Raw genomic sequence first — 18,948 nt, 5'->3', positions numbered from 1 at the left:
GGACATGAAAACGATATATAAATTTACCGGAGCAATTGTTGTAGCCATGCTATGTAACATGATGTTCTCCTGTAAAAAGTCCTTTTTGGAGATCACGCCAAAAGGGAAATTGATTGCACAAAAAGTATCCGATTATAATTTACTACTGAGTAATCTGGAACTGGTGAATATGAATGCGACTGCGCAGGTACCAATGGGTGACGAAGTAGCTGCTATAGCGACCTATTTTAACGGAGCTGCTGTAAAAACACAAAGGCTTTTTCGCTGGGACGATGTGACTTATGAACCTACTGAAAATGCTGCGGAGATGGAGGTTCCATTAAAAAATATTTACACATTTAATAAAATCATAAATGAAGTGCCTGATGCAACTGATGGCACAGCGCAGGAAAAACGTTCAATACAGGCGGAAGCGATGGCTGGTAGGGCATGGACGTATTTTTTACTGATAAACTATTTCGGCAAGCCCTATCACCCTGGTACTGCTGCAACCGACCCGGGATTTCCAATTATTCTGAAGGCGGATGTGACAGAAACTAAGTTTACAAGAGCCAGTGTAATGGAGGTCTACAAATTTATTGTGGATGATCTGATTAAGGCCATGCCTGATCTTCCGTTAAAAACATCACACCGTTTAAGAATGTCTAAAGCAGCGGCAGAAGGTTTATTGGGTAAGGTGTATATGTTTATGGGTAAGTTTAATGAGGCTTTACCACATTTAAATGCAGCATTAACAGGCATAAATAATGCCGAGATCCCTGTACGTCTGTACGACTATAATGTAACTTTCGCACCGGGAGGCGAATTTATGCCTATCGGTCTTTTTGGCCCTGCTTATCCTTATTATCCTAATATTAAGGAGAGTGTATTTGGAAAGCAGTCGTATACTTACTGGACATCTTCGGCAAATGAACTGGTGATCACCAAACAAACTGCAGACCTGTATGGTTCATCAGATTTACGATTAAAATTCTTTTCTCCGGCGGCCTTTTTCGGCCCTGTTTATCCGAATGGTTTACTTAGGAAAATTGGTCCGGGAAACACGCAATTAGGCGTCTTGGTACCGGATCTATACTTGCTAAGGGCGGAGTGTAAAGCGAGGCTTAATGATTTACCAGGTGCAAAAGCAGATGTAGAAGCCTTACGTATAAAAAGAATGCCATCAACCAGTTCAGATGTCCCAGCGGTTATTGCCGGTGAGCAATTACCACTCATTAAATTTATTCTGGAAGAGCGTATCCGGGAATTTGCTATGAATGGTTATCGCTGGTTTGACATGAGAAGACTTTCTGTTGATCCGCTTTTTAGCAACAGCACATTTAGCCATACAGTATATTCAGAAACAGGTACCGTGGTCAGCACTTTCACACTTAAGCCGGAAAGGTTCGTGTTGCGTTTTCCGAAAAAGGTAATCGATGAAAACCCAGGCATGCAGAATAATCCATAAGGAGAAATAACCCATAATTTTTATAAATAATTGTAAATATGTTAAAGACACTAATTACTGCAGTAATTAGCCTGTTGGCTATGTCTGTAAATGCCCAGCAAGGATTTTTGATCAAAGGAAAAATCAGCGGAAATCATGAAGGAAAAAAAGTGATACTTAGCTATCCGAATCAGGCAGGTCTCAAAGAAAATATTAAAGACTCTACTATCGTAAAAAACGGCAGTTTTTCATTTAAGGGTAAGATAGCGGGTGTAGTAGCCGCAGAGCTGGTTATGAGTGCCCCGGGAAAAGAAATAGACCGGGCGGATTGGAGAAGATTTGAAGAAATGGACCTTCAGGAATTTTATCTTGAAAATAAAGTATTTACGGCTACGGGGCCAAATATAAAACGGGCGATGATTAAAGGCGGATCCGTTCAGGCAGATTACCTGGTATTGAAAGCGCAACTCAAACTGGTGAAAGACAAGATGCGGCCGCTCACGGAGAAAATGACACAATATTATACTGAAGGGAATGAAAAGGGCAGAGAGGAGTTGTTTCCACAACTTCAGGCTCTGGCTAAGGCCAAAAATGATGTGGAAGATGATTATTTCAAAAAAAATCCTGATTCTTATGTGAGTCTGTATATTCTCAATAATCATGGTGGGACTGATAACCCATCATTTGAGGCTAATTTTAACAAGCTTAGTGCGCGCATTAGAAATTCAGAAATGGGCAGGGGACTTATCGCCACAATGAATGCTATAAAAAGTGTTGATGTGGGGCAGTCCGCAAAAGACTTTGTTCAGAATAACACCGAAGGGAAACCCGTGTCATTATCTTCTTTCAAAGGAAAGTATGTACTGCTGGATTTCTGGGCCAGTTGGTGCGGGCCGTGTAGGAATGAACACCCCAGCATGAAAATGGCCTACCAGAAATTTAAAAATAAGGGATTTGAGATCATCGCAGTTTCCATGGATAATAAAAAAGACGCATGGTTAAAAGCTATCGCAGAGGATGGTGTGCCCTGGACCCAGGTAAGCGATTTGAAAGGCACGAAAAATCAGGTGACGCTAATGTACGGTGTGTCGGCTATTCCGCAAAACTTTTTGATTGATCCTGAAGGAAAGATCATCGCCAAAAGCCTTCGTGGTGATGAACTGGAAAAGAAACTGAACGAGCTGATTAAAAATTAAACATTACTCATTTAAAATCTCCCAAAAAAGCGTTGCTGTAAATCAGTTGTCGCGGACTGTATATTGTTTAAGAAAACCGTCTTTATTTCATAGAGACGGTTTTTTTTGTTGATTGGATTTGTAAAGACCTCTGCTAGATAGGATATAGCGAGTACCTGGTTTTTTATCTGTTTATTTTTTATTGTGTTGATTTTAAGCGTGTTGTTTGTTTTGGTTAACTGAAGCTTAACATAAGTTTAGTATATCATTAATAAACAAAGTTTAGTTTTGCTAAACAATATTTAATCGTAAAACTCATGCCTGGATTATTCACGCACATACTAAAAACACTTAATTACTAATGACCATGAAACACATTTATCTAACAATAATCATGTTGTTCCTGGGTCTGAATATTTCCCTTGCCTTCGCAACAATCAGTGTCAGCCAAATAAAGGCGCAAACAATATCGGGCCTTGATGGTACATTTTCTCTATCCTTACCTGAAGGACAACATAAGGTTTCCATCTCAATGGTAGACTACCGCCGGGTAGATACCTTAATCAATAGATGCTACATGACAAGGATGTTAATCCTCACCTGGTCTTTGCTGACATCAAAAGTCATGGCTATTTTATAGCCACCATTAATAAAAAAAGATTCCAAACGAATTATTATTTTGTAGATAATTTGCTTACAAGGGAAGCCAATGAGCAAAAGACTGCAACATTTACTATTGATGCCACAACCTTCGGTATCTCCTGGTGATTAAAGAACGATAAAAAAGAAATGATTATGAACAAGGCAAAAATAATGGTTTTTGAGGGACAAGGGCAGCCAATGTCTTTACAGGAACAGACGATCCCTGATTTAAAATCCGGAGAGATTTTAGTTAAAAATCTATATACTTCTATTTGTGGAAGCGACCTGCACACCTATTGTGGTTTGCGCCAGGAAAAGGTTCCTACTGTTTTAGGCCATGAGATTGTTGGAGAGATTATATCATTTTCAGATGATCACAGTAAAACAGACCATCTTGGAAATAAATTAAACGTGGGCGACCGTGTTACCTGGAGTATATTTTCCTCTGATCCCGATTCTGAACTGTCGAAAGCAGGGATGCCTCAAAAAGGCGAAAGGCTTTTTAAATATGGCCACGCACAGGTTACTATTGATGACGCGCTTCACGGCGGGTTGTCAACCCACTGTATCCTTAAACCTGGTACCGCTATCCTGGGAATTTCAAAAGAAGTCCCTTTGCCTGTTGCGGCGATTATAAACTGTGCTGTAGCTACAGTTGCAGGTGCCTTAAGACTTGCCGGAAACCTTTCGCAAAAAACAATACTCATTACAGGGAGTGGGTTATTGGGGATGGTTTGCGCGGCAATGTGTAAGGTTGCGGGAGCAGGATTTATACACATAGCAGATATTAATCCTTTGCGCCTGGAACAAGCGAGTGACTTTGGTGCAAACGAAACACATTTATTAACAGATTCATCTGTTCAGTTACCTGGAGGAATTGATGTAGCATTCGATATGAGCGGTTCTGCTGATGCAATGGAGAATAGCTTGAGTGCACTGGCAATTGGAGGAAAGGCTGTATGGATTGGGGCGGTATTTAATACCCGAAAAGTACAAGTTGATGCTGAGTCAATTGTTCGCCGGTTGATCACCATTAAGGGCTTGCACAATTACAATTTTGAAGATTTTGTTTATGCCGTAAACTTTATCAGCAAAAATCATCAGGTGTTTCCTTTTGAAAAGGTCGTATCAAAAGAGTTTAGCCTATTGGATACCAATGAAGCGTTTAAATATGCCGTAGCAAATAAGCCATTAAGGGTGGGCATTAATTTAGACCAGCAAACAGGTCAATCCAATGGATAAGGGATTTAGGGGACAGCAGTGGAAGATGTTGCTTATTACCATGTTTTGCTACCTGTTTTTTTATACTGGCAGGCACAATTTCGGTTGGGCAGCAAAGGGAATGGCAGCTGATTTAGCTATCCCATTTACAACTATCGGGTGGATTAGTTTTTCGATGCTAATCGGTTATTCCATTGGTCAATTGATCAATGGAAGCCTGGCCGATCGGTTTAGTGCCAGATTAATGGTTACCGTCGGGGCATATTTGTCTATTCTGGCCAATATTGCAATTAGCTTTTCCAATAGCGCAATCATGATTATGGTACTTTGGGCCTTGAATGGATATTTTCAGTCTATGGCCTGGGCTCCCGGCGCTAAGTTGATTAACAACTGGTGGAATGAACAAGAACGTGGGAAGGCCTTTGGCTTCTATACTATGGCAGCAGGACTATCCTCTGTAGTTACCTACCTGCTCTCCATCATTTTATTGCAGCAGGGATATGAATGGCGTATGCTGTTTAGATTGCCGGTGCTACTGCTATTGATATCTGCCACTGCATTTCTGATCATCGCCCGGGATAAACCAAAAGTCAAAATAGCTCCTTCTGCTCCGGTAAAAGCGTCAGTAAGCTGGATCGGACAGTATCGGGCGGTATTACGTAACAGAAAATTTATGGTTGCGTCTTTAGGGTTTGGATTTGAGAGTATGGCACGTTACGGGCTTATTCTCTGGGTTCCTGTTCATTATCTTGGTAACAACTGGAAGGATAATCCTGGAAATCTGTGGGTTACTTTTTTACTACCTGTTGGAATGGCTGCGGGGGCGCTGACATTCGGTATGCTTTCGGATAGCCTATTTAAAAAAGACAGAATAAAGGCTATTTCATTTGGAATGCTGGTTAGTGCGGTAATAGCAGTTTTGATTTATATTTCTCCTGTACATAACCTCTTGCTAGGCGGGGGACTAATGTTGCTTGCAGGTTTTTTTGTGTATGGTCCGCAGGCATGTTTTTGGCCCCTGAGTCCAGACTTACTTGGTAGCAGCCTTACCGGTACTGGTATAGGTTTCATGAATATGACAGGATATCTTTTTGCTGCTTTTGGGGAACCCTTGCTTGGTTATGCAATTGATGCTACGGGTAATACCAATAGTATTTTTATTGTTGTTGCTATATTATGTTTGTTATCGGCAGTAAGCGTTGGGGCTGTTCGACTTATACCCTCTTTAAACGTAGAAAAGGTAATTACTCCAGGTTAACTTAGAATAAATAAGTAAAGGTAAAGTTTCCCCAGGTATGACTATATAGGCCTTGCAGCCAGGGCGTTGAAGTGGTCTGAATAGAAGATACGCTAAACCTATTAATAACCAGGACAACTCCAAACGAATAACTGGCCAGGAGGTTGTTAATTGGACGATAGTATTCCTTATTAGCGGTTGTTCTACCTTGCAGGATGGCATTACTCAATACCCACTGGACCCTGGGTTTGAAAACGAAATATAACTGAGTTTTGTTCAATGCGTCTGAGCGGCTATAGTGCCTGATTAAACCTTGAAAATAAGGGCTCATTTTTCCAATCCGGATAAGGGAATAAACTGCGGCAGCGTTTGTTCCCGTTCCTATCATCACCTGTCCGCCTCCAATCACTTCCAGGAAATTTCCTTTTGTAAGTAATTGTTTCTCTGCAGTGAAATTCAGGTTTAGCATCAAACTATTCCGAAACTGATTATCCCAGCCGTTTGGTTCCTGATAGTTGACAAACTTGTGGATCATTTTTTGGGTCTGCTCGGCTAAAGAAGCAGGCCCGATAACACCGAGATCCAACTCCGTTTGTAAATCATATTTCTTTTTTTCGTTGTAGGAGTAGTGGCTGTAAGTAGCGTATAGGGCACCAGACCAAGGGTAGTCATTTGGTTGAAAGTTCGGATTTGCAATGTCCCTGGGAGTAAAAATCAATTGCGAAAGTCCAAAGCCGAATACATTCTTACTACTGTCTCCGGCTTTAGGAAAAACACGTTCAAACAGAAAATGGGAAGGTTTATTTTTAGTATAAAACAGCGTAAACCGTGTACCATTTGTATAGGCCTTATCTGTACCGTTCCCATAAAAATTTATATAATCATCGTCCCAGTAAGCTTGTAATAGCCGGTTTCGCGTGTCGTGTTGAGCATATGAATAGGAAACTACATGAAGTAGGATAATGAATAATAAGCCAGGTGAAGCCAAAAGCCTTTTCATTGTGTTGGTCCCGTAAAGATTAAACATTTATCTCAGTACAATGTTCCAGAAATAATCAACTTCGATTGATTAATTTAATCTTTTGTATTTATTACAAAGGGATCTTGCCTCTGTTCAGATAAAATTATAGATATTCACCATTTTATATCTCATGATAACCTATTCCCACCTTTCAGATCTGGAGCTGGCTTCTTTGTTAAAAGAAGGAGATGAGTTGGCATTTACTGAAATTTATAAACGATACTGGGAATTTTTATATCAATCCTGCTACTCCATTTTAAAGGATAGCGATAGTTGCGATGATATAGTACAGGAAATTTTTGTTTGGCTTTGGGCAAACAAGGAAAAGCATATCACAGATTCTTTTAAGCCATACTTATACGCTGCGGTTAAGTATAAGGTAGCTAATCTGATCAGACATGGAAAAGTTAAAGATGCATTTTTTGAACGGTCAGCTTATTTGAATCAACTAAGTGCTGACGACAACACTGTGGAACTGAAAGAATTAAAAGAAATTATTGCTCAGTTTACCTCCAGTTTACCCGAGCGTGCAAAAATGATTTTTCATTTGAGTAGAAACGAACTGTTGAGTAACAAAGAAATTGCTGACAGATTGGGGATATCAGAAAAGACTGTCGAAAATCAAATGAACATTAACCTGAAAAAATTGAAAGGTTCGTTAGGCAGACTCTCATTTTGGAGTGTGTTTGTTTAATTTATCTTATTGTGTATTAATTGTATATGGATTTTTTTGTGATTTATTTTTAACAGGCTTGGGTGCTAGGCCATCTTGAAGTGCTATGTTAATATAGGCGCAAGTAAAAGACCGCTTATAAGTATGAAGTACGAATTACTTTATTACCAAATAAAACCATATATAAACACATGAAGAAAAACTTTATCCTAATTATGCTGCTTTGCCTGGGGCAGTCTGCCATTTCCCAGCCACACCCACAATCTAAAGAATACTCATCACCTGAAAATAAGTTAGTACAAGAAAAACTCGAAGATTGGAAGAAAAAGAAATTTGGACTATTAATGCATTGGGGGCCGTACAGCCAATGGGGCATTGAAGCAAGTTGGAGCCTTTGTCCGGAAGATGACGAATACACAGCCCGTAAAGGACCGTTTAGCAAAAGTTACAGTGGCTATGTAAAAGCTTATGAAGACTTGCAGACTCAATTTAATCCGGTGAATTTTAACCCGGAAAAATGGTCTGCCGCCGCTAAAGATGCGGGTATGAAATACGTAGTGTTTACGACAAAACATCATGATGGCTTTGCTATGTTTGATACGAAGGAAACGGATTATAAAATCACTTCGGCTAAGAGTCCTTTTTCAAGCAATCCGAGAAGTAATATCACAAAAGAAGTATTCAGTGCTTTCAGAAACGATGGATTTATGATAGGGGCTTATTTTTCTAAACCCGACTGGCACAGTGAGCATTTCTGGTGGCCATACCTTCCAGCTAGAAACAGAGATGTAAACTATAAGATAGCCCAGCATCCTGAAAAGTGGAATGCATTTAAAAAATTCACCTATAATCAGATAGAAGAACTGATGACCGACTATGGAAAAGTTGATATTCTGTGGTTTGATGGCGGCTGGGTTCGTCCTGAACCAACAGGTAAGAATAATCAGGATCTCAATATGTCTGCAATTGCTGCTATGGCAAGAAAAAAACAACCTGGTATACTGATTGTAGACCGGACGGTGCCGGGTGAATTCGAAAATTATCAAACACCAGAGCAAACAGTTCCAGATAAGCCGCTAGACCAACCATGGGAAAGCTGTATTACAATGGGTAATTCATGGGGCTACGTTAAAGATGATACCTATAAGCCTGCACACGAACTAATCCATACGCTCATCAAAATTGTTTCACGTAACGGGAACTTTTTATTAAACATCGGCCCATCGCCTTTGGGAGAACTTCCTCCTGAAGCACTAAGCCGTTTAAAGGAGATAGGGAGTTGGATGAATGTATACGGAACAGCAATTTATGAGTCAACAGCTTTAGCTCCCTATGAAAGTAAGGGAATAGTTTACACACAATCAGCAGACAAAAAAGTTAAATATGTGTTTCTACTGTCGGATGGGGATAATCGGGTGATGTTGTCTAAAACACTTTCTTTGGCTACAGGAGTGATTTCTAAAAATAGTAAAATATCCATAATGGGCTCCACTATAAAGCTGAAACATAATGCAGAAACAAATCAGATCACTATTCCTGAATCGGCACAGAAAAATGTGTTTAATAAATATGCTGTAGTGTTAAAAATAGTTGGATAATTTCTTTAATCAGAAATAATTGTTCGTTAAGATGGATAGACAAACATTAATCACGCTGGCAGAAAAAATCAGCAATGGTAGTGCCACCAATGAGGATATTGTGCTTTACAATACCTGGTATAATTCCTTTAAGATAGAGGACAAATGGAACGAACAGGAACTTGGTCCCATTACTGAGAAGGAAAACTACCTTTTAAATAACATCTATACCAGCATCAGAAATAGACGAACTGTACGACTGTGGCCCCGAATGTTGATAGGGGTTGCAGCAGTGTTGATTGTAACCGCTTTTTACATGTTGTTTAATTTTAATGTTGCTCCTAAATCTTATACGTTTGAGCAAATTGCAGGTAAGAAATTTGAAACACCTTATAATATGCGTAAAACGATTGTGCTGACTGATGGAACAGAAGTCGTTTTATACCCGGGAAGTAAGCTGATTGTTGCCAATGATTTTAATGAAACAGACCGGAAGATTGCTGTCTATGGTCAGGTTTATCTTAAAATTTTTCATCAGAAAGATAAGCCTTTTGTTGCATATAGTAAACATACCGCAACTACTGCGATTGGGACGGCCTTTTATGTACGTGATTTTGAGCGTGCGCAAAAGTCCTCGGTTATGCTGATTGAAGGTAAGGTGAAAGTTCAGGAACCGAACCGTAAATCCATACAATACCTGGAACCGGGTACAGCTATAGAAGTTAACCAGCAAACACTTACTGCTGTTAAAAAGGTTATTGATAAGAACGAACTGCTCGCTCTGGCAGAACAGAAACTATATTTTGACCAGGCGGATATGCCTGATATTGTAAGAAAACTGGAGTTGTTTTACGGTATCGAGATAGACCTGGCCTCCTGTAATTGTAAGTTTAAAAAAATCAATGGTGATTATTCAAATCATTCCCTTGTATCTGTTTTAAATACAATAAGTTATATCAATAATTTGAGCTGGAAGCTGACCAATCAAAAAGTAGTATTTACTGCTAAAACCAAATAAACCTAACCTAACCAAATAAACTATGAATAAAAGAACTTTACTTCTTTATCACGGTTCCCCATGCTTTTTTGTCTTAGTTTTTATGCTGATGTGGCCTGCCCTTATGAATGCTACTTCAGCACAGGCCAGACTTTATAAGCCAGATAAAACCTATCAGATTGGCTTTAATAAGGAACCGATTCTTAAAGTGTTTGCTAAAATTGAACAGCTGTCAGGATTAAAATTTTCTTATAGCCCTGAAGATATCAAGTCTGTAGCACCAATTACACTCGAACCCAAAAAAAGGGATATCATCGCGCTGCTGAAAGATTTAAGTAGTAAATCGGGACTGCAATTTAATCTTTCGCGATTGTTAATTGGTGTTACGCCTATGGAAGGCTTTCAGCCCCCTAAAAAAATAGAGCAGCCGAAATTGAAAGCTATTGTAACTGATACCTTAATTCAGGGATTGGTAACGGATAGTTTAAATAGTGGCCTGCCGGGTGTCACAGTCTTTGTTAAAAATAAAACAAATATTGGTACCACTACCGATCTCAATGGCCGGTACTCTTTAAAAGTTCCGCAAAATGCAAGTCTGGTCTTTAAAATGATAGGCTTCCAGGTTGAAGAAAGGTCAGCTAATAAACCTGTGATTAATGTTTCTCTGAGAGAAGATAACTCTAACCTGAACGAAGTGCAGGTTGTCGCTTTCGGAACACAGAAAAAAGAAAGTGTGGTCGGTGCAATAACTACCATCAAGCCATCAGAATTGAGAGTGCCTTCCAGTAATTTAACTACTGCGTTACAGGGCAGGATTGCCGGAGTGGTTGCTTATCAGCGTAGCGGGGAGCCCGGACAGGATAATGCGGATTTCTTTATACGGGGAGCAGCAACTTTTGGATATAAAAAAGATCCTTTGATTCTAATTGATGGATTGGAGCTGACATCAACGGATCTGGCGCGTTTGCAGCCCAATGATATTGAAAGTTTCTCTGTTTTAAAGGATGCGACCTCTTCTGCTGTTTATGGAGCAAGAGCGGCAAACGGAGTGATATTGGTAACTACCAAAAGAGGTAAAGAAGGGAAAGCGGAGATTGGTTTCCAGTATGATTATTCTATGTCTGAACCGACAAATAACATAAAAATCGCTGATCCGATAACTTATATGAAACTGCACAACGAAGCGATTAGCACCCGGGACCCCTTGGGTATACAGCTATATCCACAGTCGAAAATTGATGGGACAGTTGCCGGCATAGATCCTATAAGATATCCGGCTGTAGACTGGATGGATATGTTATTAAAAAATCAGACCTATAATTCTAAAGCCAACCTAAGTGTCAGAGGAGGAGGTCGGGTAGCGACTTATTTCGTTACCGGAACGATGAATACCGATAATGGAATTTTAAAAGTTGATAAAAGAAATAATTTTAACAACAACATCAAATTGAAGTCCTATGCTTTGAGATCAAATGTAGACGTGAATTTAACGAATACGACCACCATGGCCGTTAGGCTTTACGGTAATTTTGATGACTATACAGGGCCGATCAATGGTGGAAGTGAGGTGTACAGGCAGATCATGAATAGTAATCCGGTGATGTTCCTCCCATACTATAATCCGGATAAAGCACATGAATTTACCAATCATATCTTGTTTGGTAACAGTGAAAATGGAAATTATTTAAATCCTTATGCGGAAATGGTAAAAGGGTATAAAAATTATTCCAGATCGTTAATGCTTGCGCAAATAGAACTTAAGCAGGATCTTTCTGGTTTAATTACCAGTGGTTTACGTGCAAGGTTAATGGCGAGTACAAATCGCAGGTCTTATTTTGATATCATTAGAAACTATACCCCGTTTTATTATTCGCTTTCAGCTTTCAGTGGTATTGATGAACCTTATGTATTAAACCCACTTAACGAAACAGGTACAGAGCTCAACGGAGCCCAGATCCCTTTGGGTCAGGAAACTTTAAGTTACTATGAGGGACCAAAGGAAATTTCTACTTCATCTTACATGGAATTCGCACTCAATTATGACAGGACATTTGGAGCTAAACATAACATTAGTGGGCTGTTGGTGGGGATCATGAATAATAGCTTGAAGGCAAACGCTGGTTCGCTGCAGGCATCCCTGCCATTCCGGAACATTGGATTTTCAGGCCGTTTTAGTTATGGATTTGATTCCCGTTACCAGGTTGAGTTTAACTTCGGTTACAATGGTACGGAACGCTTTTATGAAGACAAACGTTTTGGTTTTTTCCCTTCTGCCGGTTTGGCCTGGAATGTATCTAATGAAGCATTCTGGCAGGGCCTGAAAAGTACGGTATCCAATTTTAAAATCAGGGCAACCTACGGTTTAATAGGAAATGATGCTATAGGTAATGAGACCGATCGCTTTTTCTACCTGTCTGATGTTAATTTAAATGATTGGGGCAAGGGCGCTTTATTTGGACAGAACTTCAATCATTCCCGGGCGGGTGTATCTGTTAACCGGTTTGATAACCGGGAAATCACCTGGGAAAGGTCTAAACGTTTAAACCTGGGGGTTGATTTTAGTGTTAAAGATTTTAATGTAACTGCCGATTATTCTACGGATGATCGCAGTAATATATTAATGACCAGGGCTTACATTCCCACTACGATGGGACTTCCTGCATCATTAAGAGCGAATGTAGGCGCAGCCAAGTCAAAATCATTTGAGGCATCGGTTGATTATACAAAGAATTTCCAGAATTCAATGTGGATCAGTTTAAGAGCAAACTTTACTTATGCTGTCAATAAATACTCAAAATATGAGGAACCGTATTATCCGGAAGCTTATAGAAGTGTTGTGGGTAGTTCGATTAGTCAGCAACGCGGTTATATTGCGGAAAGGTTATTTATTGACGAGCAGGATATCAAAAATTCTCCTGTACAGACCTTCGGTAAATATATGCCTGGAGATATTAAATATCGGGACCTTAACGGCGATGGCGTCATCAATGAAGCTGATAAAATTGCACTTGGTTTTCCTACTAATCCAGAAATCGTTTATGGCTTTGGTTTTTCTGCTGGTTACAAAAACTTTGACCTATCCGCATTTTTCAGCGGCCTGGGAAGAGAGTCCTTTTGGATTAATTCCGACAACTCTCCATTTATCAATAATCAAAAAGCTTTGCTTAAAGTTATTGCAGACAACCATTGGTCTGAGGATAATCGGGATTTATATGCTTTTTGGCCTAGATTGAGCCCTGATGTCATCTCGAACAATGCACAAACCAGTACCTGGTTCATGCGTAATGGGGCTTTTTTAAGGTTAAAACAATTAGAACTGGGCTATACTTTACATGAAAAAGTAGCTAAAAGGCTCTTCTTTAAAAGAGTTCGTTTTTATGCTACGGCAAATAATCTGCTCACCTTCAGTAAGTTTAAATTATGGGATCCTGAGTTAGGCGGAAGTGGTCTTAACTATCCGGTACAACGTGTTTTCAATATGGGTGTTAATGTAAGCTTTTAACAATAAGTGTTTTTATATCAAAATATTATGAAGAAAAATATTGTGTTTCTGCTGATGTCGGTTTGTTTGATAACCAGTTCCTGCAAAAAATACCTGGATGTGGTGCCTGATAACATTGCCACCATTGATGATGCTTTTACGTCACGTACGCAGGCAGAAAAATTTTTGTTTACCTGCTATTCCTATTTACCAGCGGATGCTGATCCCCAAAGTAATCCGGCTATGCTGGCTGGGGATGAACTGTGGCTCTATTCAGATATACGGAATAACAGGTATTTTCTAAATCCAATAAGCTGGTTTATTGCTTTGGGTGAACAAACCTCAAGTGAGCCCTATCTTAATTATTGGGATGGATTACAGAATGGTAAAGCCTTGTTTAAAGGAATCAGGGATTGTAATACTTTTTTAGAGAAAATAGGTACTGTGAGAGATCTTAATTCTTTTGAACGGGATAAATGGATTGCAGAAGTGAAGTTCTTAAAAGCATATTATCATTTTTATCTTTTAAGAATGTATGGGCCGATTCCGGTTACAGATAAGAATTTACCGGCTTCCTCATCAGCAGAAGAGGTAAGGGTAAGCAGAAGACCAATCGATGAATGTGTTGCATACATTGTTAAAACGCTGGATGAGGCAGCAAGTGGTTTGCCTCTTAAAATTGAAAAGCCTTTGGAAGAGATGGGGAGGATTACAAAACCGATCGCGCTGTCTATTAAAGCAAGAGTATTATTAATGGCGGCCAGTCCGCTTTATAATGGAAACACTGATTTTTCCAGCCTCAGGAATAAGGATGGGTTACAACTGTTTAACCAGGTAAATGACCCAAAAAAATGGGATGCTGCATTGTTGGCCGCAAAAGAAGCGATTACTATTGCCGAGGGTGCAGGTGCGCGGCTATACGAGTTTGTTCCTACGCCCTCCCTTGGTGTTTTATCAAATGAAACGGTAATGGGACTAAGTATCCAAAACGCAGTTACAGATAAATGGAATACGGAGATTATCTGGGGCCTGGCTAATGACAATACCGCATTGCTGCAATCGGCTTCGATGCCCAGAATCGTAAATAATATCACGGTGATATCTGCGCTGGCGCCTACCCAACGAATGGCAGAGTTGTTTTATAGTAAAAATGGAGTTCCCATATCAGAGGATAAGACATGGAATCTGGCCAATAAAAATAAACTGCGTACTGCGACTGCTGCTGAAAAATTTTACATTAAAGAAGGCTATGAAACCGCTGAAATTAATTTTGACAGAGAACCACGCTTTTATGCTGATATGGCTTTTGACGGTGGAATTTGGTACGGTTTAGGGAAATACAATGAAGCCGGAGGGGATGTTTGGCATGTTCAGGCTAAATTCGGGCAGACTGCCGGTAGGGTTGAAATTAAAAACTTTTCGATAACAGGTTACTGGCCTAAAAAGCTGGTAAGTTATTTAAATACCCAAAATGTAGGTTCAGGTCATATTACACAACAATACAGCTGGCCAAATGTTCGTCTGGCGGATTTATACCTGATCTATGCAGAGGCGTCTAATGAGGTTAACGGACCAGGGAATGATACATACAATTATCTGGATAAAGTAAGAAAGAGAGCAGGATTGAAAGGCGTTGTTGAATCCTGGGCAGATAACAGTAACAATCCGAATAAACCATTAGGAAAAGAAGGACTGAGAAGTATTATTCATCAGGAGAGAATGATAGAAATGGCTTTTGAAGGAAGCCGTTTCTGGGACCTCAGGCGCTGGAAAGAAGCGGAGAATGTATATAGAGGTACTATAAAAGGCTGGGACATAGAGCAAAAACAGGCTTCAAACTATTATAGGGAAAAGATCCTGGCTACACAAACCTTCCAGCTTAAAGACTATTTCTGGCCAATAAGAACCAATAATGTTCTGGTGAATGATAAGCTGGTTCAAAATATTGGATGGTAAGGAATAAATAAAAGTACTCCTGATAATTAAAAATAGATGATTAAATGACAAATATATTCCAATGAAAAAGCTTAGTATAATAACCACATGTTTTATAGTGCTCCTCTACCTGGGCGGCTGTAAGGAAGATCTTGGTATTTCAAAGCCTTTAGTTAATGATGGCGCTGCTCCAGGACTTGTTTCCGGCGTTTCTGTAACCAACAGGCCGGGAACCGCTAAGATTGTTTATCAGATACCAGGCGATAATGACTTGTCTTACATTAAGGCCGAGTATGAAATCAGGCCCGGTGTGTTTAGGGAAGTTAAATCTTCTAAAACGAACGATTCTCTGATTGTAGATGGCTTCGGACAAGCCAAAGAGTACCAGGTTAAATTGTATGCTGTTGATAATGGCGAAAATAAATCCGACCCCGTAATTGTAACTGTAAATCCGACCTTACCACCCGTAATTACCATTTTAAATTCATTGAATTTAATTAGTGACTTTGGTGGGGTCGGTGTGGTTACCAACAATCCTACCGGGGCGGAAGTTGCCGTAGTGATGGTTGAGAAGGTTGCTAATGGTTCTGATAAGACTTTGAATACTTTTTATACCAGATCAAAAAATGAGGTCTTCAATATACGGGGTTATAAGCCCGAACCAGTAGTTTTTGGAGCATATGTACGCGATAAATTTGGTAACGTATCTGACATGATATACAAGGAGGTAACACCCATAGAAGAAGTTCGTTTAGATCGGTTTTTGTTTTCAGCTCCATTATTCCCGAACGATATGAAATCTTTCGATGAGGGCAGCTGGGGTGTAGCAAAAATATGGGACAATTCTACCTGGAGTGGCTTTCATAGTATTTATGATGACCCTACTATTTTGTTTCCACAGTGGGTTTCTATTAACCTGGGTGTGAAAGCACAATTGAGCCGCTTTAAGTTATTTCAACGTACTGCTGATGAAAGTTTTATTTTTAGTCACTTTAACATTAGGACTTTTGAAATTTGGGGATCCAATAATCCTTCGCCAGATGGAAATTGGGATAATTGGGTATTTATGGGCCGTTTTGAATCCATTAAACCTTCAGGACTCCCGGTCGGACAGAATACTGCTGAAGATAGGGCAAAAGCCAATGATGGTGAAGATTATACCATGCCAATTGGTTCACCGGCAGTAAGCTATATCAGGATAAAGGCACTCAGCAATTGGTCGGGTGGAGGTTTTCTGCAGATAATGGAAGCCCAGTTTTGGGGAAATCTTCAATAATGTGTCTTACTTAATTTTTGTACTATGATTATGAACGATATGAAAAAAATCATTACGCCGGTTTTATTAGTTTGTTTGCTTTTTATGGGTTGTTCTAAAATGGACGATCCAACCCGTCCATATACCAAAGACGGAGAAATTATTTATGCGACCAGAATAGATTCTCTAAAAGCATTTCCCGGTAACAACAGGATCAAATTAACCTGGTTATTACCTGCTAACAATTCTGCGGTCAAGGCGATTGCTTATTGGGACAATAAAACCAAGTCAAGAGAGATCCCGTTAATAAAAGGTGCTGATAATACCTATGCGTATATACTTGAAAATATGCCTGAAGCATCATATTTATTTGATGTATATACTTTTGATAAGGAAAACAATATCTCGGTGAAGAATACTACGAACACTGTAGCTTATGGAGAGGTATACCGCAAAGGTTTGTTAAACCGATTGTATATTAAAATCAGTAAAAGGGATGGTCAGTTGGTAATTAACTGGAACCTGCCTGAGAAAGAAATGATAGGGGTAGAGGTGCAGTATACCAGCACTTCAAATACTGTGCTTTCTGAAACTACATTGGGTGATAGTAACGAGACTGTAATTTCAGGTGCTGTTGATTTTTCAAAACCGATAAAATTTCGGACAATTTACAATCCTGGATTAAAGGCTATTGATACATTTGCCGCTGAGTGGTCAAATACAATAGATATCAGTAATCTTTAAGTTTTATAAAACTGCCCCAAAGATCAGATGTTATTTGGGGCAGTTATCCAGAAGTTAAGAGCGATCTATAGTCGGTTCAGGTTAAGCCTTCTTTTTAAAACTTTTCATCGCTAAAATAGCGCTCAACATCATCAATGCTGCACCAACAAAATACGGTGCCCCCGGTAAATAAAATGGAGCATTTGCATTTGTAAAATAATAAAAGATATAAGTCATAAACCAAGGTCCAAATATGGAGCTTAAACTCATTAAACTGGTTAAGCCACCTTGCAGTTCGCCTTGTTCATTTGCTGGCACTTGGTTGGTCATAATGCCTTGTAAAGCTGGTCCTGCTATTCCACCTAATGCATAAGGAACCATATATGCAAACATCATCCAGCCATGGTTGGCTAATCCAAACAATACCATGCCGATAGCATAAAGCATCAGCCCGATCCAGATGCTACGTTCCTGTCCGAGTTTGGGAATGGCAATTCTTATCAATCCTCCCTGTACCAATGCAATCATTAAACCAATAAAGCCTAAAGAATAGCCGACTAAATCTTCATCCCATTTAAACTTTTGCATGGTATAAAATGTCCATACGCTTTGGACAGCATGGCCAGCAAAATAGACGATAAAGAGGCAAACCGAAAGACTAATCACTGAAGGGTATTTTTTTAGCTGAAGTAGTGATCCAAGTGGATTACAGCGTTTCCAGTCTAATTCCCTGCGATTTTCCTTCGCTAAGGACTCCGGTAAAATAAAGTAACCATATGCGGCATTTAATAAAGCAAGAGCCGCGGCTGCATAAAAAGGATAATGAGTATCCATTTTACCCAAAATTCCGCCAATAACAGGTCCTATGATAAAACCAAGGCCAAAGGCAACGCCGATCATGCCGAAGTTTTGTGCCCGTTTTTCGGGGCTGCTTACATCAGCAATATAAGCAGATGCGGTGGTGAAGCTGGCACCAGTGACACCTGCAATGATCCGGCCTACAAACAGCCAGCCTATAGTGGGCGCAAAAGCCAGAAAAAGATAATCAATCCCAAAACCGAGTAAGGAGAATAGTAAAACAGGCCTACGACCATATTTATCACTAAGGTTCCCTACCAATGGTGCACAAAGAAATTGCATCACAGCATAGGCAACCAGTAAAAGCCCTGAAATTTTAGAAGCATCGCTAATATCGCCGTGGATAAGCCCTTCAATTAGCTTCGGAAAAACCGGAATGATAATTGCCAGACCGATAACATCTATGAGTAGCGTAAAGAATATGAAGCTTAATGCTGCAGGTCTCTTTTCTTGTTTTACCAGATTCATGGGGCCAAAGTTAACAATAAATACTACTGATGAAACTGTAGTAATTTTGATCGTTTTTTTATGTGAGCACCGGCTTAAATAGGGGCTTCTGGAACAGAATTTTATACAATTACGAATGAAATACCAGTCGTCAGGACGGGTATAGGGACATTATGGTTAAAATAGAAGATTTGTTGTGAAAAAACTGGCTTTTTAAAAAATAAAAGGCACTTTTGCAAAATTGAAAAGAATGGAATAATGATGTAAAAAAGAACTGCAG

General features: G+C 39.6%; 14 protein-coding genes. 12 read left to right on the top strand and 2 right to left on the bottom strand.

Annotated elements, in window-relative coordinates; all coding sequences use genetic code 11:
* Positions 1 to 4 precede the first annotated feature (4 nt).
* The 5 genes from R2Q84_RS06410 to R2Q84_RS06390 all read left to right on the top strand — a co-directional run bounded on the left by R2Q84_RS06410 (position 5) and on the right by R2Q84_RS06390 (position 5,722).
* Positions 5 to 1,447, top strand: coding sequence for a RagB/SusD family nutrient uptake outer membrane protein (locus tag R2Q84_RS06410; protein ID WP_316815704.1), 1,443 nt, complete (start codon positions 5 to 7; stop codon positions 1,445 to 1,447).
* Between the two features lie 38 nt (positions 1,448 to 1,485).
* Complete coding sequence (locus tag R2Q84_RS06405; RefSeq protein WP_316815703.1) at positions 1,486 to 2,622, top strand: TlpA disulfide reductase family protein; 1,137 nt, start codon at positions 1,486 to 1,488, stop codon at positions 2,620 to 2,622.
* A gap of 549 nt (positions 2,623 to 3,171) precedes the next feature.
* Positions 3,172 to 3,369, top strand: coding sequence for a hypothetical protein (locus R2Q84_RS06400; protein WP_316815702.1), 198 nt, complete (start codon positions 3,172 to 3,174; stop codon positions 3,367 to 3,369).
* A 27-nt stretch (positions 3,370 to 3,396) separates the two neighbouring features.
* Entirely contained in the window at positions 3,397 to 4,485 is a 1,089-nt protein-coding gene (locus tag R2Q84_RS06395; protein ID WP_316815701.1) for a zinc-binding dehydrogenase, read from the top strand.
* Positions 4,478 to 5,722, top strand: coding sequence for an MFS transporter (locus tag R2Q84_RS06390; protein WP_316815700.1), 1,245 nt, complete (start codon positions 4,478 to 4,480; stop codon positions 5,720 to 5,722). The genes R2Q84_RS06395 and R2Q84_RS06390 overlap by 8 nt, the downstream gene beginning before the upstream one ends.
* A gap of 1 nt (position 5,723) precedes the next feature.
* On the opposite strand, the gene R2Q84_RS06385 is transcribed toward R2Q84_RS06390, so the two are convergent.
* On the bottom strand, positions 5,724 to 6,701 hold the full coding sequence (locus R2Q84_RS06385; RefSeq protein WP_316815699.1) for a lipid A deacylase LpxR family protein: 978 nt from the start codon (positions 6,699 to 6,701) through the stop codon (positions 5,724 to 5,726).
* 151 nt (positions 6,702 to 6,852) lie between these two features.
* On the opposite strand from R2Q84_RS06385, the gene R2Q84_RS06380 reads away from it, so the two are divergent.
* The 7 genes from R2Q84_RS06380 to R2Q84_RS06350 all read left to right on the top strand — a co-directional run bounded on the left by R2Q84_RS06380 (position 6,853) and on the right by R2Q84_RS06350 (position 17,384).
* Entirely contained in the window at positions 6,853 to 7,416 is a 564-nt protein-coding gene (locus R2Q84_RS06380) for an RNA polymerase sigma-70 factor (RefSeq protein ID WP_316815698.1), read from the top strand.
* 170 nt (positions 7,417 to 7,586) lie between these two features.
* A complete protein-coding gene (locus R2Q84_RS06375; RefSeq protein WP_316815697.1) occupies positions 7,587 to 8,993 on the top strand; it encodes an alpha-L-fucosidase in 1,407 nt (468 codons plus the stop codon).
* A gap of 31 nt (positions 8,994 to 9,024) precedes the next feature.
* Positions 9,025 to 9,990, top strand: coding sequence for a FecR family protein (locus tag R2Q84_RS06370; RefSeq protein WP_316815696.1), 966 nt, complete (start codon positions 9,025 to 9,027; stop codon positions 9,988 to 9,990).
* A gap of 22 nt (positions 9,991 to 10,012) precedes the next feature.
* Positions 10,013 to 13,471, top strand: a complete 3,459-nt coding sequence (locus R2Q84_RS06365) for a TonB-dependent receptor (protein WP_316815695.1) — start codon at positions 10,013 to 10,015, stop codon at positions 13,469 to 13,471.
* A 27-nt stretch (positions 13,472 to 13,498) separates the two neighbouring features.
* Positions 13,499 to 15,406, top strand: coding sequence for a RagB/SusD family nutrient uptake outer membrane protein (locus R2Q84_RS06360; protein WP_316815694.1), 1,908 nt, complete (start codon positions 13,499 to 13,501; stop codon positions 15,404 to 15,406).
* Positions 15,407 to 15,467: 61 nt separating this feature from the next.
* Positions 15,468 to 16,661, top strand: coding sequence for a DUF5000 domain-containing lipoprotein (locus R2Q84_RS06355; protein WP_316815693.1), 1,194 nt, complete (start codon positions 15,468 to 15,470; stop codon positions 16,659 to 16,661).
* Positions 16,662 to 16,700: 39 nt separating this feature from the next.
* Entirely contained in the window at positions 16,701 to 17,384 is a 684-nt protein-coding gene (locus tag R2Q84_RS06350; RefSeq protein ID WP_316815692.1) for a DUF4998 domain-containing protein, read from the top strand.
* A gap of 81 nt (positions 17,385 to 17,465) precedes the next feature.
* On the opposite strand, the gene R2Q84_RS06345 is transcribed toward R2Q84_RS06350, so the two are convergent.
* The gene (locus R2Q84_RS06345; protein WP_316815691.1) at positions 17,466 to 18,689 is read right to left on the bottom strand and encodes a TCR/Tet family MFS transporter; all 1,224 of its coding nucleotides are present in this window, start codon (positions 18,687 to 18,689) and stop codon (positions 17,466 to 17,468) included.
* Positions 18,690 to 18,948 lie beyond the last annotated feature (259 nt).

Source organism: Pedobacter nyackensis (genome assembly GCF_032678475.1).
GTDB lineage: Bacteria > Bacteroidota > Bacteroidia > Sphingobacteriales > Sphingobacteriaceae > Pedobacter > Pedobacter nyackensis_A.
This window is presented reverse-complemented; position numbering and strand designations above follow the sequence as displayed.

Bases quoted from the DNA above. Each gene is read 5' to 3' on its own strand.
- R2Q84_RS06410 (WP_316815704.1), top strand. From the start codon at position 5: ATGAAAACGATATATAAATTTACCGGAGCAATTGTTGTAGCCATGCTA.
- R2Q84_RS06405 (WP_316815703.1), top strand. From the start codon at position 1,486: ATGTTAAAGACACTAATTACTGCAGTAATTAGCCTGTTGGCTATGTCT.
- R2Q84_RS06400 (WP_316815702.1), top strand. From the start codon at position 3,172: ATGCTACATGACAAGGATGTTAATCCTCACCTGGTCTTTGCTGACATC.
- R2Q84_RS06395 (WP_316815701.1), top strand. From the start codon at position 3,397: ATGAACAAGGCAAAAATAATGGTTTTTGAGGGACAAGGGCAGCCAATG.
- R2Q84_RS06390 (WP_316815700.1), top strand. From the start codon at position 4,478: ATGGATAAGGGATTTAGGGGACAGCAGTGGAAGATGTTGCTTATTACC.
- R2Q84_RS06385 (WP_316815699.1), bottom strand. From the start codon at position 6,701: ATGAAAAGGCTTTTGGCTTCACCTGGCTTATTATTCATTATCCTACTT.
- R2Q84_RS06380 (WP_316815698.1), top strand. From the start codon at position 6,853: ATGATAACCTATTCCCACCTTTCAGATCTGGAGCTGGCTTCTTTGTTA.
- R2Q84_RS06375 (WP_316815697.1), top strand. From the start codon at position 7,587: ATGAAGAAAAACTTTATCCTAATTATGCTGCTTTGCCTGGGGCAGTCT.
- R2Q84_RS06370 (WP_316815696.1), top strand. From the start codon at position 9,025: ATGGATAGACAAACATTAATCACGCTGGCAGAAAAAATCAGCAATGGT.
- R2Q84_RS06365 (WP_316815695.1), top strand. From the start codon at position 10,013: ATGAATAAAAGAACTTTACTTCTTTATCACGGTTCCCCATGCTTTTTT.
- R2Q84_RS06360 (WP_316815694.1), top strand. From the start codon at position 13,499: ATGAAGAAAAATATTGTGTTTCTGCTGATGTCGGTTTGTTTGATAACC.
- R2Q84_RS06355 (WP_316815693.1), top strand. From the start codon at position 15,468: ATGAAAAAGCTTAGTATAATAACCACATGTTTTATAGTGCTCCTCTAC.
- R2Q84_RS06350 (WP_316815692.1), top strand. From the start codon at position 16,701: ATGAAAAAAATCATTACGCCGGTTTTATTAGTTTGTTTGCTTTTTATG.
- R2Q84_RS06345 (WP_316815691.1), bottom strand. From the start codon at position 18,689: ATGAATCTGGTAAAACAAGAAAAGAGACCTGCAGCATTAAGCTTCATA.